Consider the following 22,195-nt stretch of genomic DNA (forward strand, 5'->3'; position numbering starts at 1 on the left):
CCCCCGACGCGGGCCATGATCGCAGCACCGCTCGTCGTGTATCTGCTGCTGTGTCTGCTCGGCATCACCAACTCGAACATCGGGATCGACGCTCTCCGCCAGGATCCCAGCGACCCGACCGGTCTGCAGATCGGATCGTCGCAGGGCATCCGATCCGACGAGTGGGGCACGGAGTCGCCGCTGTGGCTGGGACAGATGGCGCGCGGCGGCGCTGCGGATCCGACGCCGTTGAGCGTCTCGAACGACTTCTTCGCACAGTTGCCCAGCGGGCCCGCTTCGGCAGTGGTGTTCTTCGACGGCACCGCTTTGGCCGCCGGCCAATGGATCCCCGCCGAGATTCTGTTCGCCGCGAAGTGGTGGTTGCCGACGCTCCTGCTCTTCCTGGGCCTGCCCTTCTGGTTCCGGTGGGTCGCCGGTTCAGCGCGGTGGGGCTATCTCGCCGCCGTGCTCATCACGATCGCGCCGGGCAGCGCGTGGTGGTCGGGTCGTCCGGTCAATACGCTCGGCTTCGTCGCTGCGGGGTGCGCGCTGGCGCTCGTGGGAGCCGAGGCCGTCGGCGCCCGGCGGTGGGTGCGCGCGACCGTCGCGATCCTCGCCTCCGGGATCCTGCTCGCCCGCCTCCCGAGCTATTACCAGCCGCTCGCGATCGTCATCGGCATCCCGCTTGTACTCGCGACGGCTGCGTTCCTCCTCTGCCAGCGCGACAGTTGGCGGGCGCGGCTCACCGCGCTCGGCGCCATCGCCGCATCCGGGGCCTTGTGGACGGGGCTGCTGCTGTGGGAGAACCGCGAGGCCCTCATCGCTGGACTGACGACGGCCTATCCCGGAGACCGCCAGAGCACAGGCTCGGCGCTGAGCCCCGGCATGGTCTTCGGTGCCTCCAACCTGGGCTGGCTCGAGTCCTTCGGCTACGAGGCACCACTGAACCAAACCGAACTCTCGAGCGCTTTCACCCTCCTGCTGCCGGTCGTGGTGGTGCTTTGGGCGGCGTCCCGATGGCGCGGCGGCGTGGCGCATGCCGCGGCGCTGATCCCCATCGTCGCGGTCGCGGCGTTCTGGTTGAGCTGGTGCACGATCAGCTGGGGTTCGTGGGGGGCAGCGCTGCCCCTTGTGAACCGCGTGCCGAACACCCGCGCGATGCTCGGCGTCGGGTACCTCGCGATCCTCGCTTTCTGCCTCTTCATGGCCCAGTGGAAAACCTCGCGACGACAAGCGGTTCCGCTCACGGCAGCCGTGACGGCGGGGTTCCTTTCCGGCTACGCCGGCTCGTCGCTCCAGTCATCGCAGTTGCCCCAGCTGACGACCTGGATGATCTGGCTCTGCGCCGCGGTCTCTGCCGCCGTGGTCTACGCCGTCGTCCGCTGGAGCAACTCATGGCTCGCCTGGAGCGCCATGGCCGTCGCGGCGGCGTCGCTGACGTTTGCGGCGACGCCGATCCTGGTGGGCGTAGGCGACCTGCGCGCCAGCGAGAGCGCCCGGAGCTTCCTCGCATGGGGAGCCGACAGCCTCGCCGACGGCACGACCTGGGCGTCGACCTCTCAGGACGTCGACTCGCTCATGATGGCGACAGGCACCCCGACGCTGAGCGGGCGTCAACAGGTCGGCCCGGACGCGGAGGCGTGGCGCCAGCTCGATCCGAGTGGCGCTTTCGAGGACATGTGGAACCGCGGCGGCCTGCATGTCATGTTCGCCTGGAACGACTCCGACGACATCGACTTCGCACTGCCGGTGGCCGATACGGTCGTGATCAGCACCTCGCCCTGCACGCTCGCCGAGCGGGTGCCTTCGTTCCGCTACGCCGTTTCGGCCGAGCCCCTGGATGGCGCCTGCCTCACCGAGTTCGACACCTTCGACTGGGGCGGCAACACCTACACCGTCTACGACGCACGCAGCTGAGCCGGGGCACCGCACACGAGAGGGCGGGCACGGCCAACGCCGCGCCCGTACTCTCGCTCAAGGGGTCAGTGGTGCCCGATCTCCAGGACCTTAAGCAGGTACTCGCCATAGCCGCTCTTGCGCAACGGCTCGGCTCGGTGGCGCAGCTCCTCGTCGGAGAGGAAGCCCAGCCGCCAGGCGACCTCCTCGGGCGCGCCGATGGAGAGCCCCTGGCGCTTCTGGACGGTGCGGATGAACTCGGTCGCCTCGCTCAGCGAGTCGAATGTGCCGGTGTCGAGCCAAGCGGTGCCGCGCGGCAGAAGCTCGACCTGCAGCGCGCCGCGCTCGAGGTATTTCTTGTTGACGTCGGTGATCTCCAGCTCGCCGCGCGGAGACGGCTTCAGGTCCTTGGCGATCTCGACCACGTCGTTGTCGTAGAAGTACAGACCGGGCACGGCGTAATTGCTCTTGGGCTGGGTCGGCTTCTCCTCGAGGGAGACGACGCGGCCGGCGTCGTCGAACTCGACCACGCCGTAGGCCGTGGGGTCGTCGACCCAGTAGCCGAAAACGACGCCGCCGTCGAGGTCTGCGTACTGGCGCAGCCGCGTCCCCATCCCGGGGCCGTAGAAGATGTTGTCGCCCAGCACCAGCGCGACGGAGTCGCCGCCGATGTGCGTCTCCCCGAGCGTGAACGCCTGCGCGAGTCCGTCGGGCGAGGGCTGCGTCTTGTACGTGATCGACACGCCGAACTGGCTGCCGTCACCCAGCAGTCGCTGGAACTGATCCGCATCGTGCGGCGTCGTGATCACCAGGATGTCCCGGATACCCGCCAGGATCAGCGTCGACAGCGGGTAGTAGATCATCGGCTTGTCGTAGACGGGAACGAGCTGCTTCGAGACGCCCAGGGTGATCGGGTGAAGCCGGGAGCCCGTGCCGCCGGCGAGGATGATGCCACGCATGGGCTCCAGTCTCGCCGATGGCCGGGCCGGGCGCCAACTCCCGGACCGCGCGCACAGGTCCACGCCCGCGCGGACGATACCCTGGAAGGCATGCGCAAGCTTCTCGTGACCGGTGGCGCCGGTTTCATCGGTTCCAACTTCGTCCACCACGTGCTGAGCCACACCGACGACCACGTCACGGTGCTCGACAAGCTCACCTACGCCGGCAACCTCGCCTCTCTGGATGGCCTGCCCGCCGACCGCTTCCGCTTCGTCGAGGGCGACATCGCCGACGCCGAGCTCATCGATGGCTTGTTCGACGACGTGGATGCCGTCGTGCACTACGCGGCCGAGTCGCACAACGACAACAGCTTGAACGACCCGCGGCCGTTCCTGGACACGAACATCATCGGCACCTACACGCTGCTGGAAGCGGCACGCAAGCACGACCGCCGCCTTCACCACATCTCCACGGACGAGGTCTACGGGGACCTGGAGCTCGATGACCCGGCGCGCTTCACCGAATCGACGCCGTACAACCCGTCGTCGCCTTACAGCAGCACGAAGGCAGGCTCGGACCTCCTCGTGCGCGCCTGGGTGCGCTCGTTCGGGGTTCAGGCGACGATCTCGAACTGCTCGAACAACTACGGCCCGTACCAACACGTGGAGAAGTTCATCCCACGCCAGATCACGAACGTCATCCGCGGCATCCGCCCCAAGCTCTACGGCGCGGGAGAGAACGTGCGCGACTGGATCCACGCCGACGACCACTCCTCCGCTGTTCTGACGATTCTGGAGAAGGGCGAAATCGGCGAGACTTACCTGATCGGCGCCGACGGCGAGAAGAACAACAAGGAGGTCGTCGAGCTGATTCTGGGCCTCATGGGCCAGCCGACCGACGCCTACGACCACGTCACCGACCGTGCCGGCCACGACCTGCGCTACGCGATCGACTCCACGAAGCTGCGTAGCGAGCTGGGCTGGACCCCGCAGTTCCAGAACTTCGAACAGGGCCTCACCGACACGATCGACTGGTACCGCGGTCACGAAGCATGGTGGGCCGGCGCCAAGGACGGCGTCGAGGCGTTCTATGCATCCAAGGGGCAGTGACCCGGTGACGATCGAGTTCGGCAAGCACCTGACAGTCACCGAGACCACGATCCCAGGGCTGGTCGTCCTCGAGCTGCCCGTTCACGGCGACTCTCGCGGCTGGTTCAAGGAGAACTGGCAGCTCGAGAAAATGGTGCCCGCCGGCTTGCCGGACTTCGGCCCGGTGCAGAACAACATCTCGTTCAACGACGCGGTCGGCACGACCCGCGGCATTCACGCGGAGCCCTGGGACAAGTACGTCTCCGTCGCGACCGGGCGCATCTTCGGAGCCTGGGTCGATCTGCGCGAGGGGCCGACGTTCGGCGCCGTGTTCACCACCGAGCTCGACCCCTCCCGCGCCATCTACGTGCCGCGCGGCGTCGGAAACTCCTATCAGACGCTCGAGCCCGACACCGCGTACACCTACTTGGTCAACGACCACTGGTCTGCCGCCGCGACATACTCGTTCCTCAACCTCGCCGACGAGACCGCGGCGATCGCCTGGCCGATCCCGCTCGCCGACGTGGAGATCAGCGAGAAAGACAAGAACCACCCACGACTGGCAGATGTCACCCCGATACCGGCGAAGAAGATCCTCGTGGTCGGCGCGAACGGCCAGCTCGGTCTGGCGCTTCGAGCCGAGTACGTGGACGACCCGCGCCTCGAGTTCGCCGGTCGCGAAGAGCTCGACCTCGCCGCCCCGGGACTGGAGACCGCCCGCCGCTGGCGCGATTACGCGACGATCGTGAACGCGGCGGCGTACACCGCCGTCGACATGGCGGAGACCGCGGAGGGCCGCAGTGAGGCCTGGGGCGCCAACGTCACGGCACTGACGACGCTCGCACGGATCGCCGCAGCTCACGGCATCACACTCGTGCACATTTCAAGCGATTACGTGTTCGACGGCACGAAAGACGGTGCTTACACCGAGCAGGACCCGCTCACCCCGCTCGGCGTCTACGGGCAGACCAAAGCGGCCGGCGATCAGGTCGTGGCCACCGTGCCGCGGCACTACATCCTGCGCACCAGTTGGGTGATCGGCGAGGGTAACAATTTCGTCCGCACAATGGCGAGCCTCGCGGAGCGCGGCATCGACCCGAAGGTCGTGAACGACCAGACCGGCCGGCTCACGTTCACTCCCACGATCGCCGCCGCGGTACGTCACCTTCTGGAGACGGAGGCGCCGTTCGGTGTGTACAACGTCACGAGCGACGGCGAGCCGGCGACATGGTTCGAGATCGCGCGGGAGGTTTTCGCGCTCACGGGACACGACCCGCTGCGTGTTACCGGCGTGTCCACTGAAGACTACTTCGCCGCCGCAACTACCCGCGTGGCACCACGCCCCCGCAATAGTGTCCTCGACCTACGACGCGTGCAAGAGACCGGTTTCACTCCCCTTGCCTCAGGGGTGCTTCTGCGTGATTATCTCTCGAGTTAGAAGAGGACCCAGCACCAGGTTGCGAAGGACGCGATCAATGCCACAAGCGCACTACCTCCGACCATTCCCCACGCCAGGGCGGGCTTCATCACGAGTCTCGCGAAGATGAGCATCGCCGCTCCTGCCGCCGCGGGAAGAAGCAGGGGAATCCAGTAGCGACCCTGCACACCGTGCGCCACAGGTGCGCCGACAGGAGTGAACGTCAAGTACAGTGTCCCGATGACGGCGCATACGGTGACTATTGCACAGGCGACGTAGACCGTTCCAGACCCAGGATTCCGTCGCGCTCCGTAAAACGCCGCCAGCGCGATTGCGATCGCGATCATCAGGAGTAGCGGCTGCGGTAACGTGACGATGTTCGTACCGAACATCGCCAAGGAACCCGGAAGCCACGAATCGCCGAATCGGACAAAGGTCCTCACCACCACGGCGAACATCTCCGCGGGATTCGCGAGCAGGAACTCGAGCTGTCGAGCACGGTCGATACGATCCGCGTTGGGGACCTGGAATCGGATGGCATCCGCGATCGAGCCGACGCGAGACATCGAAAACAGCAGCCATACCCCGAGCAACCCGAGCAAACCAATCTTCGCGAAGTTGCGATGGAGCGACCTCAATCCGATTGCGCGGTTCGGCACCAGGAGTAGAAGCGGTACCAGTAGCAAGTAGGTCGGCTTAGCTGCAATGAGAAGAAACGCAGCTACGGCAAGACCGATCAGCCTCCAGAGAGACCGTACCCGTGCCTCCTGCAACGACAAGACAAGCGCGACAAAGAGGATGGCAACCGCGTTGCAGAAGGTGTCGGCGCTGAGGACTGCCGCTTGGAACACGCTCAGCGGAATCAGGGCGACGAGTGCGGTCACCCAGCGCCATCGCGATCTTCGAAGCGCGTAGCAGGCAAGGACGATCAGCAGGAGGTAAACCAGCCCGCTCATTGCCTTTCCACTCAGGACGATGCCTGCGACCCCTGCGCCCGCGGCGGTGGCAAGCCGCATACCGATTGCAGCGAGAGCACAGGGGATGAAGCTCGAGGCCCCGGCATTTGTGAATTCCTCAACGCTGTCTTCACCTGGCACCGGGTGTGCGGAGCCCAGCGGCTTCACTTCGGCGGCTATCGCCCAGTCATTCCGTCCCACGGTAGCCCGATCCCCCGGGCTGAATTCGCCGCATCCGTGCCGGCGATGACGTAGTTCACGAGCGCGACCGGGATCGGCCCCCCGTACTGCTTCCCCTCGGTCAGCGTTCGCGGCTCGATTTCGCCTCGTGAGACTTGCCACGCTCGGTAGGTGTGATGCTCCTCGTCCAGCCCAAATCCGACAGGCGTCACAGCGATGAACGCCGCGATGAAAACGGCACCGACCGCAGCAACGGCAACAACAAAGATCAACGGGTCGTGGCGCAAGAATCCGACGCGCAGCCGTTGCACCCCAGCTCTCATCTTCATCAGTTCGTCGTGGTGATCGACTGGCACGCGAGCAACGCGTTCTCGCCGGGACCTCGGTTGATGCCATAACTGCATATCTGATGGGACCCGGGCGGCATCGAGATCTTCGCATCGATCCCGTGGCTTGGCCCGTAACCCGGATACGCTCGCGCCACGTCAGGACGGGGGGAATTCGCGGTGAGGACCGCGACTGCACGTCCGTCGACATATACATGCACGTCGATCGGCTCTACGACGTCAGGGTCGATCGTCCAACCGCGCAGCTGTACGCCGCCGGGGACGACTGTCACGTCGGTGCCGCCGAACGGCGAACGCGAGGGTACGACGAAATTCGTACAGCCCAAGAGGTTGTTCGAACCTGCCCCGACATTGATGCCGTAGGCGCAGAGCTGGTGCGACCCCGGAGAGACGTTCAGGAGCGCATCGATGCCGTGCAACGCCCCATAACCGGGGTAGACGCGGCCCACGTCGGGCCGCGAGGTGTTGGCGGTGATCGCCTGCGCCTGACCGTCGATGTAGACATGCACCGCGATCGGCTCCTGCGTGTCCGGGTCGATTGTCCACCCGCGCAGGCGCACCCCATCGCTCTCGAGTGTCGTGTCGATCCCTCCGAAGGGCGATCCCGACATGACCGTGACGCTCGTGCACGACAGCAGGGCGTTCGTTCCGAGTCCGATGTTGATGCCGTAGGTGCAGACCTGTTTGGTCCCTGCCGGGAGTTTCGCCGAAACGTCGTAGCCGTGGTTGGGGCCTACGCCAGGGTACGCGTCCGTCAGGTCGGTGCGGGCCAGGTCGGCGGTCGTGCTGGCGACGGCCTTGCCATCCGCGTACACGTGGACCCCGACGGACTTGCTTCCATCGTTGGGATCATGGGCCCAGCCGGTCACCCGCACGCCGCCCGCCTGCGCCACGGCGGTCATCCGGCCGACGGGATCACCCTTCGCGACAACTGTGACGTCGTGGCAGCCGATCAAAGCGTTCGATCCGCGGCCGACGTTGATTCCGTAGGCGCAAACCTTGTGGTCGCCGACGGCCGCAGGGATCGTCACATCGAGGCCGTGGAAGTCGCCGAATCCGGGGAACACTTTGGCCACGTCGGGACGATAGGCATTTGCGACGTGCGCGCTCACGCTGTCGTCGAGGTAGATGTGGACGGCGAGCGCATCCTTGGTGTCCGTGTCGAGCGTCCATCCGGTGACCCGAACCCCGCCGGGCACCGCCTCGGCTGACGTGCCGCCGTACGGCGAAGCGGTTGTGACCGAGATCGTCGAACAACCGAAATTGGCGTCCTGCCCGCGTCCGATGTTCTTGACCGTCACGCAGACGGTGTGTTCGCCCCCGTCGATCTCGAAGACACCGTTCATACCGTGGTTGTTCCCGGCGGCGGGATAGGCGGCTCCGACATCGGGGCGAGAGGAGTTCGCCGTGAACGTGCCCCAGTTCGCCACGCCATCGACGGTCAGCGAAACGGAGAGCGCCGTCGTCTGCTCGTCCGGGTCGATGGCCCAGCCCTGCACGGTGATCTGGCCGCGTTCCACCACAATGTTGTAGCCGCCGAATGGCGCGCGATCGGCATCGACATTCTGGGTCGACCCGAACCACAGCGTGTAGTAGTTGTAGAAGTTGCGGTTGCCGTAGCTCGCACAGGTGTCGCCCTCGCCGAATCCCGCGGCCAAAGCCGACGGGTTCGGTTGGTATGGCGTGTAGTTGTAGAGCGCCGCCGTCGCGTAGTTCACGACGTTGACGTTGGTGCCCTGACCCGCGCACGCCGCTTTCGGGCTGTAGGTGATGAAGTGGACTCCGGGCTGCCGACCGAACGCCGTCGCCTTATACGCCTTCAGCTGCTGGGTGCCCTTCATGATCTGAGGCCCGGTACCGGAAAACGCGGGGTCGCACGGAGCATTGTCGGGGCATGAAGCACCCATGGCAGCGGAGAGGTTCCAGTCAGTCGGGGCTTTACTCGTCACAAGGCCCTGCTCCTTCTGGAGCGTCACGAGGATGACCTTCGCAGAGATGCCGCACGCGACCTGTGCACGGTAGATCGCTTCCGAGGCGCGCATGCGCCCGCCCTTGATCGCATCGCAGACAAGCTGCCCGGTCGTCTGGGAGACGAATCGCGCGCGGTCGGAGAACTCGACCGTCAGCACATTCAGGCAGCGCCCATTCTGGCAACTGCCGATCTTCTGATCGAGGAACGTCTGGATCTCGGCGGCGCTCATGGCGCCACTGTCGTAGAAGAGCGCGTCAGAGATGATGTTGCCGGGATCGAATCCGACCACCGGTGCGGCCTTCACGATGGCCGCATCGGCGACAGACGCGTCCAGCGACGCGGAGACCGACGACGAGACATCCCCGACGGCCGTCGGCACGGCCAACGCCGGCTGGGCCACCAGAACCGCCGACAATACGGCCCACGCGCCGATCATCGCCGTGATCAGGCGGCGACCGCCCGGTGTGCCGAGGCGTGCGCGTGGGGATGTCTTTCGGGGGGACATGTGACCATTGTGACGGAAGTCACCTTCTGATACCACCACGCCGCGCCGCCGCGCAAGCACGACACGCGCTTCGCACGCCTCTCTCAGAGGTCCGCGTGCAGCAGCCAGACCTGCTCGGCGGCGCCGCGCCACGAGAAGGCGCGGCCGCGGTCTGCGGCGAGCACGCCCAGGCGTTCCACGGATGCAGCCGACTCGAGCGAGGTCGACAAGGTCGCGCCCAACAACTCGGGCGACGGCACCAGCAGACCCCCGTCGACGAGCACATCCCGATGCACAGGCGTGTCCAGCGCCACAACCGGCACCCCCGCGACCAGCGCCTCGACCAACCGCCACGGGAACGTCACCCGCGACCCCGGCGCGAGGAACGCCACCGCTCCCCCGAGCACCGCGCCCCTATCCGCGTCGTCGAGCACCCCGCGCACGTGCACCGACGCGGCACCCAACCCCGCGGCCTCTGCCAGGTCGAGCACGGCCGGCTCGGTACCCTCTCGCGCATCCAACACCACCACCGGCAGCTCCACCCCAGAAGCTACGACGGCCGCGAACGCCGCGGACAGGCCGTCCACCGCAGCAGCAGACCCGGCGACGAGCAAGAATCCTTCGGGCAGGTCGAGCGCGCGTCGGCGGCCGATCTCGTCGGTCGGCACCGCGAACCCGCGGGGCGCGGCGCCGGCGATCACGCGCACCCGGTCGCGCAGGCGCGGCTCGATCTCCACGAGCCGCTCCCCCATCGAGTGGGTCGGCACGACGACGGCGTCGGCGTGCTTGGCGGCACGGCGCAGCATCCCGCGGTGCCACATGACGGCGGGCTTCGGCAGGTCGTCCGGATGCAGCCACGGCGACAGGTCCCACACGGTGACGACAGTCTGGTCCGCATCGTGCACCCGGTCGTGTCGCACGAGAGGCGCCATCAAAGTGGGTGAATGGATGAGGCCGCCCGACGTCCCGGCGGGAACACCCAGCTGCCATGCGGCGGCGAGCTCCCGCCGCGCGAACGCGGTGCGCACGACATCCGACACGCCGCTCACGACATCCGCGACCTCGACGGTGCCGCCGGAGGGCACGATCGCCTCGACGCGGCATCCGGCCGGCGCGGCGGCGACGAGCGCCCGCCCGAGCTCGCGGGATGCCATCGCGAGGTCGGCGTCGGCGGGCGAGACGACCTGGTCGAGCACGACGCGGAGGATGGCGGTCATGGCTGCGGCGTGGGGGTCGGAGTCGGCGGGTGCAGGGTGGTCTGCACGAGATCGCGGATGAAGGCCCAGTCGTCGGCGTCGGGCGCGTCGGGGTCGAAGCCCGGCACGCCGTAGACCTGCAGCCCCTCGGGCGTGAGCTCGATCGTCTGCACGGGCTGCTCCTTCGCCTTCAGCGCGAGGTCGATCAGGAACGGCAGCAGCGCGTCGGGGATGTCGGTCTGCACGAGGTCCTGCCCGGCCTTCGCGATCTCACCGAAATGCGTGAGCACGTTCTGCGGGTTCGCCTGCGCGAGGATCGCCTGCTGCAGCTCGCGCTGCCGGCGCATGCGGTCCCAGTCGCTCGTCGTGTACCGCGACCGCGCGTACCACTGCGCGGTGTCGCCGTCCATGTGCTGCGGGCCGGCCTCGATCCAGCCGGTCGCCCACTCCTCGGCGGGCTGGTTGTGGTAGGTCGGGCCGCCGCCTTCGGGCAGGCGCTCCTGCACGGTGATGTCGACGCCGCCGAGCGCGTCGACGATGTCGGCGAAGCCCTTCATGTCGACGAAGACGTAGTACGGGATCTCGATGCCGAGGATGCCCTGCGCCGCATCGCGCGTCGCCTCGACGGCGGGCGTCGTGTGGGAGGTCGCGGCATCCGGGTAGATGTCGGCGCCGCGGTTCGGCTGACACGTCTCGACGGCGTTCATCAGCTGGTTGATGCCGGCACCCCACCCACAGGTCTGCGAGGAGTGACCCTCGAGGCCGTTCGGGTACAGCTCCTGCATCGGCCCCTCCGAGAACGGCACGTTCTGCAGGTCGCGCGGGATCCCGGTGATCGTGACGGCGCCGGATGCCGCATTCACCGAGACGACGGAGATGCTGTCGAAGCGCATGGAGTCGCGGCCGAGGCCGGAATCCGCGCCGAGCAGCAGGAAGTTGTAGTACCCGTCGGACGGCGGCACCGGCGGCGCGTTGTTGGCGAAGATCGCCCCGAGCGCCTCGCGCGCGGGCCCCAGCAACTGCTGCGCGCCGTAGACGGCGGTGCCGCTGGCGAGCACGGTGCCGGCGATCGCGAGCACCGCGATCCCGGCACGCGCCCGGGGCCGGGTGCGCACCAGTCGCACGAGCCGCAGCGTGTCGATGAGGAGCACGACCCACAGCACGGCGTAGGCGAGCAGCAGGATCTGCAGCGCAAGCAGCACCCAGCCCTGCGTGAAGACCGTGGACAGCACGGTCGGCGCGAGCAGCAGCGCGAGGACCGCGGCGACGACGAAGACCCAGACGAGGATCGTCGCGGTCAGTCCGACGCGGCCGAGCTTGCGGTTGCCGGCGAGCACCTGCGCCGACCCGGGCAGCAGGAAGTTGAGCGCGATCAGCCACCACGCGCGCCGGGTCATCACCTGCGGCGAACGGGTGTTCGGATGACGCAGCGGACGGTCGTCGAGCGCTCCCGCCGACGACAGGGCGGGAGCTTCGGGGACGGAGCCCGGAGACGCCGGACGCGGCGGGGTGGCGACGCTCACAGGGAGTCCTTCAGCCGCCGATTCTTCTCCTCGACCTGCGCCTCGAGGTCGCGGGCGTACTGCTCGACGCGGTCGCCGAGGGCGGCATCCGACGCGCCGAGGATGCGGGCTGCGAGCAGCCCTGCGTTCTTCGCGCCGTTGATCGACACGGTGGCGACCGGGATGCCGGCGGGCATCTGCACGATCGACAGCAGCGAATCCATGCCGTCGAGGGTGGCCAGCTGCACCGGCACGCCGACGACCGGCAGCGCGGTGACCGAGGCTAGCATGCCCGGCAGGTGCGCGGCGCCTCCGGCACCGGCGATGATCACCCGGATGCCGCGGCCCCGCGCCTCGCGCCCGTAGCGCAGCAGCTTGTCGGGGGTGCGGTGGGCCGAGACGACCTCGACCTCGTGCGGGACGCCGAACTCGGAGAGGATCTGCGAGGCGTCGCTCATGACGCGCCAGTCCGAGTCGGAGCCCATGACGACGCCGACCAGCGGCTCGGAGGAGGAGTGGAGAGCGCGTGTCACCGGTCCAGGGTAGGCGGCGCGCCTGGAAGATGCCCGCAGGCGCCGCGGTCAGTCGCCGAAGAAGGCGGCCGCGGCCCGCGCTTCGTACACGACGGCGTCGAGGTCGTCGCCGACGGCGTTGACGTGTCCGACCTTGCGACCGGGGCGCGGCGCCTTGCCGTACGTGTGCACCTTGACGCCGGGGTGGGCGGCGAACGCCGCCGGCATCCGGTCTTCGAGCGAGTCGGATGCCGGTCCGCCGAGGATGTTGACCATGACCGCCCACGGCTGCCGCGGCGACGGGTCTCCGAGCGGCAGGTCGAGCGCGGCGCGCACGTGCTGCTCGAACTGCGAGGTCACGGCGCCGTCCTGGCTCCAGTGGCCGCTGTTGTGCGGGCGCATGGCGAGCTCGTTGATGAGCAGGCGCTCGTCGGATGTTTCGAACAGCTCGACGGCGAGCATGCCGGTGACGCCGAGTCCCTCCGCGATCGCGGTGCCGATGGCCGCGGCCACCTCGACGAGCCGCTCGCCGGCGCGCGGGGCGGGCGCGATGACCTCGGCGCACACGCCGCCGCGCTGCACGGTCTCCACGACGGGATAGACGGCCAGCTCCCCCGACGGCCGCCGCGCGACCTGTTGGGCGAGCTCGCGGGTGAAGTCGACGAGCTCCTCGACGAGCAGCTGCCCACCGGGCGCAAGCCGGTCGAACCAGTCGTCGGCGTCGCCTGCCGCCGAGACGACGCGCACGCCCTTCCCGTCGTAGCCGCCGCGCGGGGTCTTCACGACCGCGCGGCCGCCGTGGGTGTCGAGGAACGTCTGCAGGCCTGCGGCATCCGTCACCGCCGCCCAGTCGGGCTGCGGCACGTCGAGCTCGGACAGGCGGGTGCGCATCGCGATCTTGTCCTGCGCGAATTGCAGGGCGTCGGGACCGGGGTGCACCTGCACGCCCTCGGCGTCGAGCGCGCGCAGCACCTCCTGCGGCACGTGCTCGTGGTCGAAGGTGACGACGTCGACGTCCTGCGCGAACGCACGGAGAGTGTCGAGGTCGCGATAGTCGCCGACGGCGGTCGCGGCGATCTGTGCCGACATGCCGGGCTCCTCGGCGAGCACCCGCACCTCGAGCCCCAGCTCGACCGCGGGCGCGATCATCATGCGGGCCAGCTGCCCACCCCCGACGATTCCGACACGCAAAGCCATACCGCTCCCTTCCGCCCTCCATCCTCTCAGCCCGCCGCCGTCGCGCGGACCCCCGGATGCGGCCGGATTCCCCAGTGGTCGGATACCGCCGCCCGCCGTGAGAGAACACCTCGGCGCCGAGGGCGCGATCGGATGCGGGCTCAGTCGTCGATGACGGTGGTGGTGCCGGTCTGGGCGTCGCGGTGCGCGAGGATCTGGTTGACCTCGACCTGATCGGCCAGCACCTCGTGCACGAGGCGCACCGACGGCACGTCCTTCATCCGCAGCGGCGCGTCGAGCCCGTTCGACAGCGTCAGCGTTCCGGTGCCCCACATCCGCTGCAGCGGGCCGCGCCGCTCGCCGATCGTGTAGCCGCGGGCGTGGCCGACCTCGGTGCGGTGGCGTCCGAACAGTCCGGACTGCTCGATGACGCGCCGCGTCGTGATCGTGTACGTGTGGGCGTACCAGCGCGCGAACGGCACGACGACCAGCAGCAGCACGACGGCTGCGGCGGCGGCCCACAGCATCCAGTCCTCGAACCCGTCGGGCAGATTCCCCGAGAAGAAGCCGACGGCGCCGGCGACCGCGACGAGCACGAGGGCCGACCAGAACAGCCGACGCGCGTGGCGGCGGAAGCGCACGAGCCGCAGTTCCGCGGGCGCCGGACCGGGGCCGGGCGTCAGCGGACGTCCCGGGTAAGCGGTCGGCTGCGTCACGTCACCATTGTGACCGAGGCCACCCCCGCGCACGCGCGCGGCGCGCCCGGATCAGCGGGCGTGGACGATGTCGCCGGCCGAGACGACGCTCTCCACGCCTTCGCGGGCGATCACGAGGCGTCCCGCGGGGTCGAGGCGCACGGCGGTGCCGGCGCGGGTCGTCCCGTCGGGAAGCGACACCGTCACGGCGGAACCGATCGTGCCGCACACCGCCTCGACGTCGCCGCGCACGGCCTCGCCCCCGCCGACGGCGAGCTCGGCGACGAGGTCGCGCAGGGCGGTGAGGTAGTCGGCGAGCAGGCGGTCGGCATCCGCTTCTCGCCCGAGCACGGCGAACGAGGTGGCCGTGGCAACGGGCAATTGATCCGCCGTCATCGCCGTGTTGACACCGGCCCCGACGACGACCGCATGCGGATGGCCCGGCACGACTTCCGCGAGGATGCCGCAGATCTTCTTCGCGGCCGGGTTCGTCGCGGTCGGCCCCCCGCCGACGAGCACGTCGTTGGGCCATTTGAGCGACACGTCGTCGAGCTGCGCCCCGACGGCCTTCGCCATCGCCGCACCGGCGACGAGGGGGATCCAGCCGCGGTCGGCGTCGGCGACGGCCTCGACGAGCAGCACGACCGAGACGGCGAGCGCGGACCCGGGCGGTGTCACCCACGTGCGGTCGAGCCGGCCCCGCCCCGCGGTCTGGTCGGTCGTGACGAGCGCCGCCAGATGCGGATGCCCGGCCGGGTCGTCCTGCACGTCGCGCAGCAATTTCGCGTTGGTGGATTCGACAGAGTCGATGAGGTGCAGCCTCGGGCTGACGGCGGCGGCGAGCGGGTATCCGAGCGGCGGGAACGTCATGGCGCCCACCCTAGCCGCGGGCCCGTCCCGGCGGAGCGCCTGCCCCGAGTTCGCCGGTCACGCCGCGAGTTCGCCGGGTCTGCGCCGAGCTCGTCGGCGATCTCGCGCGCGAACCGGCGAACTCGCCGCCGTACCGGCGAACTCGGCGTGCGGGGGCGGACGCGGCGGCGCTGGGGGGGTGCGCGCCGCGGGCGTGTCCCGGCGGGATCCCACAGCGGATGCGGCCGCGTGTTGTCGCCGACCGCCAACGCCGCGCGGGAGCCGCTCGCTAGGGTGGAACGCGTGACCGACGCGCCCGACATGTCCACGACCGCCGGCAAGATCGCCGACCTCCGCGCCCGCTACCAGCAGGCCGTGGTCGACGCCGAAGCCGTCGCCCTCGAGAAGCAGCACGCGAAGGGCAAGCTCACCGCCCGCGAGCGCATCGAGCTGCTCGTCGACCCGGGGTCGTTCGTCGAGCTCGACGAGTACGTGCGCCACCGCACCACCGCCTTCGGGATGGACAAGAGCCGCCCCTACGGCGACTCGGTCGTCACCGGCACCGGCACGATCCACGGCCGCACCGTCGCGGTGTACGCGCAGGACTTCACGACCTTCGGCGGTTCGCTCGGCGAGGTCGCCGGCGAGAAGATCATCAAGGTCATGGAGTTCGCCCTCCGCGGCGGGATGCCGATCATCGGCATCCTCGACTCCGGCGGCGCCCGCATCCAAGAGGGCGTGGTCGCCCTCGGCAAGTACGGCGAGATCTTCCGCCTGAACACCGCGGCATCCGGTGTCATCCCGCAGATCTCGATCATCATGGGCCCGGCCGCCGGCGGCGCCGTCTACTCCCCCGCCCTCACCGACTTCGTCATCATGGTCGACAAGACCAGCCAGATGTTCGTCACCGGCCCCGACGTCATCAAGACCGTCACCGGCGAGGACGTCGGCATGGAGGAGCTCGGCGGCGCGCACACGCACAACACCCGCTCCGGCGTCGCGCACTACCTCGCCGAAGACGAGGACGACGCGATCGACTACGTGCGCACACTGCTGGGTTACCTGCCCGACAACAACCTGTCCGAGATCCCCGTCTACGACACCGACTTCGAGTTCGAGACGACGGATTCCGACCGGGTGCTCAACACCGTCATCCCGGACTCGCCGAACCAGCCGTACGACATCCACCAGGTCATCTCGCACGTCGTGGATGCCGGCGAGTTCATCGAGGTGCAGCCGCTGTTCGCCCCGAACATCGTCATCGGCTTCGGCCGCATCGAGGGGCGCACGGTCGGCATCATCGCCAACCAGCCGTCGCAGATGGCCGGCACGCTGAACATCGACGCGGGCGAGAAGGCGAGCCGGTTCGTGCGGTTCTGCGACGCGTTCAGCGTGCCGATCGTCACGCTTGTCGACGTGCCCGGCTATCTGCCCGGCACCGACCAGGAGTGGACCGGCGTCATCCGCCGCGGCGCGAAGCTGCTGTACGCGTACGCCGAAGCGACCGTGCCGTTGGTCACCGTGATCCTGCGCAAGGCGTACGGCGGCGCGTACATCGTCATGGGCTCCAAGCAGCTCGGCGCCGACATCAACCTCGCCTGGCCGACGGCCGAGATCGCCGTGATGGGCGGCCAGGGCGCGGTCAACATCCTCTACCGCGGCGAGCTCAAGCGCGCCGCGGAGGCGGGCGAGGACGTCGCCGCCGTGCGCGCGCGCCTCGCGAGCGAGTACACCTACAACGTCGCCTCGCCCTTCCTCGCCGCCGAGCGCGGCGAGCTCGACGGCATCATCGAGCCGGCGGCCACCCGCGTCGCGATCGCGAAGGCGCTGCGGTCGCTCCGCGGCAAGCGCGCGAGCCTGCCGGCCAAGAAGCACGGGAACATCCCGCTGTGAGCATGGCCGACCCCGACGGCGTCGTGCGCGTGGACCTCGTCCGCGGGCACGCGGATGACGACGAGCTCGCGGCGGTGGTCGCCGTGGCGACCGCCGCCTATCTGCAGGAAACCCGGGCGGCCGTCGCGGAGGAGCAGCCGCGACGATCGGCGTGGCAGATCACGGCCACCGCACCGCGTGCTCCGCTGCGTCGCGATCTCGGCTGGAGCGCCCACTCGCTCTGAGTGCCGCGTTTGCGGCCGTGCGGATGCCGCGGGCACGGGTTCCGAACTCGTCCACCGCGATGTCCCCCAAAATACCTACAGACAATCCGTGGCCCCACCGGCGAGACTATGAGAGCTGGAACGCTTCTGCGTTCGGTCGGCCACCGTTCACGGTGACGTCGACCCACTGCGAGTCGGTTTTCGGGTAACCACTCGCGCGGCGAGGGGCGGGCGGCTTCGCCGCCCCTCGCCCTCCAGGCTCGGACTCACCAGTCAGGAACGGCGCCCTGGCGTGCGCGCAAGTCACCGCAAGTGACCGCTGACGTGCACCCGCGCGCACACCCGCCCCGCTCCCCAGCCACAAACGGTGGGGCGCAACATCCGCAAGCCACCGTTCGTGACTGCGGAAGCGCACGCGGCTACGGACGAGGGGCCTCGGGCTCCGCAGGCTCCTCGGCGCCGGCGGCGGCGCCGTCGCCGGCGGCGTTCCGACCTGGGAACACCGGGGTCGTGCGCTCGATTTCGTGCCAGAGGTCGACGACATCCTCGCCGTCGCCGCCCCGCGACCGACCGACGACCGTGACGGCGGTGTCGCCGTGCGTCGAAGTGCGCACGAACACCTGCTCCGACGACGTGTCGGTCAGCGCCGCGGCCAGCCGCGCGCGGATCTCGGTGAGCGTCTCGACGTCGAGGTCGTCGAGGCCGCCCTCGTCGGTGACCGAGACCACCGCGCCGCGGCGGCGCGCCGCGTCGAGCTGAGCGCGCACCTCGTCGTCGAGCAGGCGGGAGGCGCGCAACTCGTCGCGCAACGCTCCCTCGGCCAGGTGCGCCTGCTCGCGTTCGGCGTCGGAGAGCCGTCCGTCGGCTTCGACGACACGGGCGAGCACGGGACCGGCGATCGCGAGGGCGCGCTGCACCTGTGCGCGGCGCTCGCGCCGGCCGCCCTCCTGCGAGGCGAGCCACTCGGATGCCGCCCGCTGCAGCTGCGTGAGCTCGGCGGTGTCGCGCGCGGCGCGCCCGACGAGCCCCGTCACGAGGTGCGCGATGCCGACCCACAGCACGGCGCCGACGGCGCCGAGCGCGACGGCGTCGGCGACGCCGATCCAGAAGATCGCCTCACCGACGACGATGGCCACGCCCGCCCACGCGAACCAGACCCGGCCGCGCACCACGAGGATCGCCATGAGCGCGCCGATGCCGCCGAGGCCCCACGTCGCGAAGCTCTGCGACCGCGACGCCGCCTCGACCGACAGCCAGGTCGCGTTCGGGACGATCACGGCGACCCCGAGCGCGAGGACCGTGGTCCACAGCGGCAGCGGGGAGGGCCGGGTCAGCTCACCGGCGGGGCCGTCGCCTACCGTCGCGGTGGGCGCCGGCCAGAAGATGCAGACGAGGGCGGTGAGCAGGTAGAGCGCGAGGGAGGCGACCGCGACGACCGGCTGCTGCACGGCGCCGGGCGTCGTCCACAGCAGCCCGCCGATCGTCAGGTAGACGGTGAAGGCGACGGCCAGCCACGACAGGAACGGGCGGATGCTGGCGCTCACGACGACCGCCCCCAGTCGAGGGCGACGACGGTGCCACCGGGGCCCGACAGCACGCGGGCACGGCCGGCGACAGCCGCCATCCGCGCGTTGATCGAGCCGCGGATGCCGAGACGGTCGTCGGGGACGGCGGTGGGGTCGAAGCCGGGGCCGCGGTCGGAGATGCGGATGCCGATGGCCCACGGCTGCACCCGCACCTGCACCTCCATGCCCGAGGCGCCGGCGTGCTGCACCGAGTTGGCGATCGCCTGCGTCGCGGCCAGCACGAGGGCGCTGGCCACGCGTCCCGGAATGCGCAGCGTCGACGCGTCACCGGTGACGTCGACGGTGAGCGCGACGTGGAAGTCGTCGATCGCCTTCTGCAGCCGCGCGATGACGAGATCGGCCTCGATCGGCTCGTCGGAGCCCTCGTTCGCGTCGCGGTCGGCGTTGGCGAGGCGGGTGAGGGCCTCGCGGGCCATCGCCACGGCGAGGGTCTCCTCACGCTCAGTCGCGGCGCGCTCGCTGGAGATGAGGGCCGCGAGCACGCTGTCGTGCATGAGCGCCGCCACCGCCACGCGCTCCTTCTCGGCCGCTTCCGCCGCCGCGGCAGCCGCGTAGGAGGCGACCGTCTCACGACGGGACAGGTCGATCTGCGCCGCGACGGAGCGCAGGATCATGCCGAGCGCGACGATGACGCCGCCCAGGATCATCGCGAACATGCCGTCGAGCACGACGAGGATGATCTCGCCGGCCGGGAAGCCGAGCTGGATGAGGCGTGCCACGACGTAGACGACGGGGACACCGGCGGCCCACACGATCTGCAGCGGGACGCTGAAGGCGAAGACCGTCGCGGCCGACACGACGTTGAGCATGTACCAGACCCACGGCGAACCGACGCCGGGGTCGCGTCCCGCCGTCGCGATGGGCCAGCACACGAGCACGAGCGGCATCACGATCGCGAAGACCCGCGTCGACGCGCGCACGCCGCGACCGGTGAGCAGGGCCGCGATCATGACGGCCCACGGCGCGAAGGCCGTGATCAGCAGGATCCCGTGCCACGTCGGCGACTCCTGCGTGGAGGCGAAGGCGTTCAGCAGCGACTGCACGCCCAGCAGCGCGGTGCCGCCCGCGACGACGACCTCGAGGATGCGCTCCATGCGTGCGCGGGTGAAGTTGGCCGCTCCCGCCGAGATGCCGCTGAGCGCGCGGCGCACATCCGGGTCGATGCGCCCGACCGGCGCGTCAGTGCTCATCGGTGCTCTCGTCGACGAGGCCGTCTTCCATCGCCCGACGCAGCAGATCGACCTTCGTCGGGGCGGGCCGGCCGACCTCGACGTACTTGACGCGCACGCGCGTGATGTTCTCCTTGGCCGTCGAGTAGGCGATGCCGAGGCGGTCGGCGACCGCCTTCAGCGGCAGCCCGGCGGCGTACAGCCGCAACACGTCGCGCTCGCGGGCCGACAGCTGCGCGTCGGCGAATGCCCGGTCGCCCTCGACGGCGCTGGCCCATTCGACGTTGTCGAGCGGTTCGCCGCGCGCGACGACGCCGATCGCGGCGAGCACGTCGCCGGTGCGGGAGGCCTTGCTGATGACACCGGCGGCGCCGGCGGCGAGCGCTTCGCGCACCGAGGCGGGCCGGTCGGCGACGGAATGGATGATGACCGGGGAGCCGTCGCGGATGACGCGCGTCACGTTCTCGGTCGGCGTCGTGCCGTCGCCGAGGGTGAGGTCGAGCACGACGACGTCGGCGGGCGGCGCGGCCGCGTAGGTGCGCCACGCGAGGTACTCGCGCACGGTCGATCCCGAGAACACGACGTCCGTGGCGGCGACGCGCGCGCAGGCGGCTTCGATCCCGAGCCGCACCGACTCGTGGTCGTCGATGAGGGCGATGCGGGTCATGGCGCTCACTTTATCGGGAGAGCACCGCGACGGCCTCGACGTGATGCGAGTGCGGGAACAGATCGAGTCCGCGCACGGACGCGGTGTCGTAGCCGTGGGCGCGGAACGTGCGGAGGTCGCGGGCGAGGGCGACGGGGTCGCACGCGACGTAGACGACGTGCGCGGGACGCAGCCCCGCGACGAGGTCGACCACGTCGGCGCCGGCGCCCGCGCGCGGCGGGTCGAGCACGACCGTTCCGGCGGCCAGTCGCGCGCGCTGCGCGGCCGAGGCGGAAGCGGTCAGGGCGCCCAACCACCGGTCGACGCGGCCGGTCTCCGCACGCGCGCCCACCCACGACGCGAGGTTCTCCCCGGCGTGCTCGGTCGCGCGGGCATCGGACTCGACCGTCGTGATGCGGATGCCGGCGCCGCCGAGGTCGGCGACCGCCGCGGCGAGCAGCCCGACACCGCCGTACAGGTCGAGGTGCTCCGCCGCAGGGTCGACGAGCCCGTCCAGGGCGTCGGTGACGGCATCCGTGAGGGTGGTCGCCGCGAGGCGGTGCACCTGCCAGAAGCCGCCGGCGTCGACGCGGAACGCGCGCGACCCGACGGTCTCGATCACGACCTCCCGCGCGGCGGGGTCGACGGCTCCGGGGGCGCGTCCGCCGCGGCGCGGTCCGCGGCCACGGCCGGTGGGCGCGTCTGCCCGCGTGATCACGCGCACGCGCCCGTCGGCAGGCTGGACGAGGTCGATGCGGCCGGCGCCGCCGCCGTGGCGGTGCAGCGCCGCGCGGGCGATCTCGGGCGTCGCGAGGGGCAGGTCGTCGACCTCGATGACGCGGTGGCTGCGGGCGGCGTACGGCCCGACGCGGCCCGCGTCGTCGACGTGCAGGCTCACGCGGGTGCGCCATCCGAGCCCGTCGCCGTCCTCGCCGGCCTCGCCGTCGGCGCCGCGGCCGGCGTGAGCGGGCTCCATCGTCACCGGCACATCGACGTCGCCGACCCGCTGCAGGGCGTCGCGGATCACGTCGGTCTTGAGGGTGCGCTGGTGCGCAAGCGCGATGTGACCGAAGTCGGCGCCGCCGGGGCGCCGCTCGGGCGCGGTGTCGACGTCGGCGGCGCGCCACACGTGCGGACGCCGGTGCGGCGACGCATCCAGCACTTCGAGCACCTCGCCGCGCCAGAACGACGACTTGCGGGTATCGGTGAGCCGCACCCGCACCCGCTCGCCGGGGATCGTGTCGGGTACGAACACGACCCGGCCGCCGCGTCCCTCCGCCGCTGCATCGCCGTCCGCCTCGGCGGGCACGCGTGCGACGAACACGCCGCCGTGGGCGACGGCGGTCACGTCGAGGTCGAGGGTGTCTCCGGCATCCATCCCTCGACTCTCCCACACGCGGGGGCTTCGGTACGGCCCTGCGTCGACGTCCGCGAGACCTCAACGGGAGGACCAGACCGTGGGGTTCCGCCGCGGTCTCGTCGGGCAGTTGAGGTCTCGCGGTGGTGCGGT

19 protein-coding genes are annotated in these 22,195 nt (G+C 70.0%); 5 read left to right on the forward strand and 14 right to left on the reverse strand.

Going from position 1 to position 22,195, the window contains the following annotated elements; genetic code table 11:
- Positions 1–15 precede the first annotated feature (15 nt).
- Complete coding sequence (locus C7474_RS11615) at positions 16–1,896, forward strand: DUF7657 domain-containing protein (protein WP_121060189.1); 1,881 nt, start codon at positions 16–18, stop codon at positions 1,894–1,896.
- A 65-nt stretch (positions 1,897–1,961) separates the two neighbouring features.
- On the opposite strand, the gene rfbA is transcribed toward C7474_RS11615, so the two are convergent.
- On the reverse strand, positions 1,962–2,834 hold the full coding sequence (gene rfbA, locus C7474_RS11620) for a glucose-1-phosphate thymidylyltransferase RfbA (RefSeq protein WP_121060191.1): 873 nt from the start codon (positions 2,832–2,834) through the stop codon (positions 1,962–1,964).
- Between the two features lie 90 nt (positions 2,835–2,924).
- On the opposite strand from rfbA, the gene rfbB reads away from it, so the two are divergent.
- Both rfbB and C7474_RS11630 read left to right on the forward strand, forming a co-directional pair.
- Positions 2,925–3,923: a dTDP-glucose 4,6-dehydratase gene (gene rfbB / locus C7474_RS11625; RefSeq protein ID WP_121060193.1), complete on the forward strand. Its 999-nt coding sequence runs from the start codon at positions 2,925–2,927 to the stop codon at positions 3,921–3,923.
- A gap of 4 nt (positions 3,924–3,927) precedes the next feature.
- On the forward strand, positions 3,928–5,340 hold the full coding sequence (locus C7474_RS11630) for a sugar nucleotide-binding protein (protein ID WP_241965223.1): 1,413 nt from the start codon (positions 3,928–3,930) through the stop codon (positions 5,338–5,340).
- On the opposite strand, the gene C7474_RS11635 is transcribed toward C7474_RS11630, so the two are convergent.
- The 9 genes from C7474_RS11635 to C7474_RS11675 form a co-directional block, all read right to left on the reverse strand.
- Entirely contained in the window at positions 5,337–6,476 is a 1,140-nt protein-coding gene (locus C7474_RS11635) for a DUF2142 domain-containing protein (RefSeq protein ID WP_158597335.1), read from the reverse strand. The genes C7474_RS11630 and C7474_RS11635 overlap by 4 nt on opposite strands.
- A complete protein-coding gene (locus C7474_RS11640; protein WP_158597336.1) occupies positions 6,452–6,766 on the reverse strand; it encodes a DUF2142 domain-containing protein in 315 nt (104 codons plus the stop codon). Before C7474_RS11640 ends, C7474_RS11635 begins: the two co-directional genes overlap by 25 nt.
- A 17-nt stretch (positions 6,767–6,783) precedes the next feature.
- Complete coding sequence (locus C7474_RS11645) at positions 6,784–9,279, reverse strand: hypothetical protein (protein WP_147436713.1); 2,496 nt, start codon at positions 9,277–9,279, stop codon at positions 6,784–6,786.
- An 83-nt stretch (positions 9,280–9,362) separates the two neighbouring features.
- Complete coding sequence (locus C7474_RS11650; protein WP_121060203.1) at positions 9,363–10,475, reverse strand: glycosyltransferase; 1,113 nt, start codon at positions 10,473–10,475, stop codon at positions 9,363–9,365.
- The gene (locus C7474_RS11655) at positions 10,472–11,977 is read right to left on the reverse strand and encodes an LCP family protein (RefSeq protein WP_422385799.1); all 1,506 of its coding nucleotides are present in this window, start codon (positions 11,975–11,977) and stop codon (positions 10,472–10,474) included. The genes C7474_RS11650 and C7474_RS11655 overlap by 4 nt, the downstream gene beginning before the upstream one ends.
- A complete protein-coding gene (purE, locus tag C7474_RS11660; protein WP_121060726.1) occupies positions 11,974–12,441 on the reverse strand; it encodes a 5-(carboxyamino)imidazole ribonucleotide mutase in 468 nt (155 codons plus the stop codon). The genes C7474_RS11655 and purE overlap by 4 nt, the downstream gene beginning before the upstream one ends.
- Before the next feature lie 96 nt (positions 12,442–12,537).
- Positions 12,538–13,665, reverse strand: a complete 1,128-nt coding sequence (locus tag C7474_RS11665) for a 5-(carboxyamino)imidazole ribonucleotide synthase (RefSeq protein WP_121060205.1) — start codon at positions 13,663–13,665, stop codon at positions 12,538–12,540.
- A 140-nt stretch (positions 13,666–13,805) separates the two neighbouring features.
- Entirely contained in the window at positions 13,806–14,360 is a 555-nt protein-coding gene (locus C7474_RS11670; protein ID WP_121060207.1) for a PH domain-containing protein, read from the reverse strand.
- Between the two features lie 51 nt (positions 14,361–14,411).
- A complete protein-coding gene (locus tag C7474_RS11675) occupies positions 14,412–15,209 on the reverse strand; it encodes a biotin--[acetyl-CoA-carboxylase] ligase (protein ID WP_121060209.1) in 798 nt (265 codons plus the stop codon).
- Between the two features lie 300 nt (positions 15,210–15,509).
- On the opposite strand from C7474_RS11675, the gene C7474_RS11680 reads away from it, so the two are divergent.
- Together C7474_RS11680 and C7474_RS11685 are read left to right on the forward strand one after the other, a co-directional pair.
- Positions 15,510–17,081: an acyl-CoA carboxylase subunit beta gene (locus C7474_RS11680; RefSeq protein WP_121060730.1), complete on the forward strand. Its 1,572-nt coding sequence runs from the start codon at positions 15,510–15,512 to the stop codon at positions 17,079–17,081.
- Positions 17,078–17,305 (forward strand): acyl-CoA carboxylase epsilon subunit, encoded by a 228-nt coding sequence (locus C7474_RS11685; RefSeq protein WP_147436714.1) that lies wholly within the window; start codon positions 17,078–17,080, stop codon positions 17,303–17,305. Before C7474_RS11680 ends, C7474_RS11685 begins: the two co-directional genes overlap by 4 nt.
- A 398-nt stretch (positions 17,306–17,703) precedes the next feature.
- Here C7474_RS11685 and C7474_RS11690 read toward each other — a convergent pair whose 3' ends face one another.
- From C7474_RS11690 to C7474_RS11705, 4 genes are read right to left on the reverse strand one after another with little or no spacing between them, the layout of a single operon-like run.
- Complete coding sequence (locus C7474_RS11690) at positions 17,704–18,828, reverse strand: hypothetical protein (RefSeq protein ID WP_241965224.1); 1,125 nt, start codon at positions 18,826–18,828, stop codon at positions 17,704–17,706.
- A complete protein-coding gene (locus tag C7474_RS11695) occupies positions 18,825–20,060 on the reverse strand; it encodes a sensor histidine kinase (protein WP_121060213.1) in 1,236 nt (411 codons plus the stop codon). The genes C7474_RS11690 and C7474_RS11695 overlap by 4 nt, the downstream gene beginning before the upstream one ends.
- Positions 20,050–20,706: a response regulator gene (locus tag C7474_RS11700; protein WP_121060216.1), complete on the reverse strand. Its 657-nt coding sequence runs from the start codon at positions 20,704–20,706 to the stop codon at positions 20,050–20,052. The genes C7474_RS11695 and C7474_RS11700 overlap by 11 nt, the downstream gene beginning before the upstream one ends.
- A gap of 10 nt (positions 20,707–20,716) precedes the next feature.
- Positions 20,717–22,063, reverse strand: a complete 1,347-nt coding sequence (locus C7474_RS11705) for a class I SAM-dependent RNA methyltransferase (protein WP_121060218.1) — start codon at positions 22,061–22,063, stop codon at positions 20,717–20,719.
- Between the last annotated feature and the right edge of the window lie 132 nt (positions 22,064–22,195).

The sequence above is a fragment of the Microbacterium telephonicum genome, from assembly GCF_003651225.1.
In the GTDB taxonomy this organism is placed as follows: domain Bacteria; phylum Actinomycetota; class Actinomycetes; order Actinomycetales; family Microbacteriaceae; genus Microbacterium; species Microbacterium telephonicum.

What these genes read in the sequence shown, in the direction of transcription:
- C7474_RS11615 (WP_121060189.1), top strand. Translation starts at nt 16, where the DNA reads ATGATCGCAGCACCGCTCGTCGTGTATCTGCTGCTGTGTCTGCTCGGC.
- rfbA (WP_121060191.1), bottom strand. Translation starts at nt 2,834, where the DNA reads ATGCGTGGCATCATCCTCGCCGGCGGCACGGGCTCCCGGCTTCACCCG.
- rfbB (WP_121060193.1), top strand. Translation starts at nt 2,925, where the DNA reads ATGCGCAAGCTTCTCGTGACCGGTGGCGCCGGTTTCATCGGTTCCAAC.
- C7474_RS11645 (WP_147436713.1), bottom strand. Translation starts at nt 9,279, where the DNA reads ATGTCCCCCCGAAAGACATCCCCACGCGCACGCCTCGGCACACCGGGC.
- C7474_RS11650 (WP_121060203.1), bottom strand. Translation starts at nt 10,475, where the DNA reads ATGACCGCCATCCTCCGCGTCGTGCTCGACCAGGTCGTCTCGCCCGCC.
- purE (WP_121060726.1), bottom strand. Translation starts at nt 12,441, where the DNA reads ATGGGCTCCGACTCGGACTGGCGCGTCATGAGCGACGCCTCGCAGATC.
- C7474_RS11665 (WP_121060205.1), bottom strand. Translation starts at nt 13,665, where the DNA reads ATGGCTTTGCGTGTCGGAATCGTCGGGGGTGGGCAGCTGGCCCGCATG.
- C7474_RS11675 (WP_121060209.1), bottom strand. Translation starts at nt 15,209, where the DNA reads ATGACGTTCCCGCCGCTCGGATACCCGCTCGCCGCCGCCGTCAGCCCG.
- C7474_RS11680 (WP_121060730.1), top strand. Translation starts at nt 15,510, where the DNA reads ATGTCCACGACCGCCGGCAAGATCGCCGACCTCCGCGCCCGCTACCAG.
- C7474_RS11695 (WP_121060213.1), bottom strand. Translation starts at nt 20,060, where the DNA reads ATGAGCACTGACGCGCCGGTCGGGCGCATCGACCCGGATGTGCGCCGC.
- C7474_RS11700 (WP_121060216.1), bottom strand. Translation starts at nt 20,706, where the DNA reads ATGACCCGCATCGCCCTCATCGACGACCACGAGTCGGTGCGGCTCGGG.
- C7474_RS11705 (WP_121060218.1), bottom strand. Translation starts at nt 22,063, where the DNA reads ATGGATGCCGGAGACACCCTCGACCTCGACGTGACCGCCGTCGCCCAC.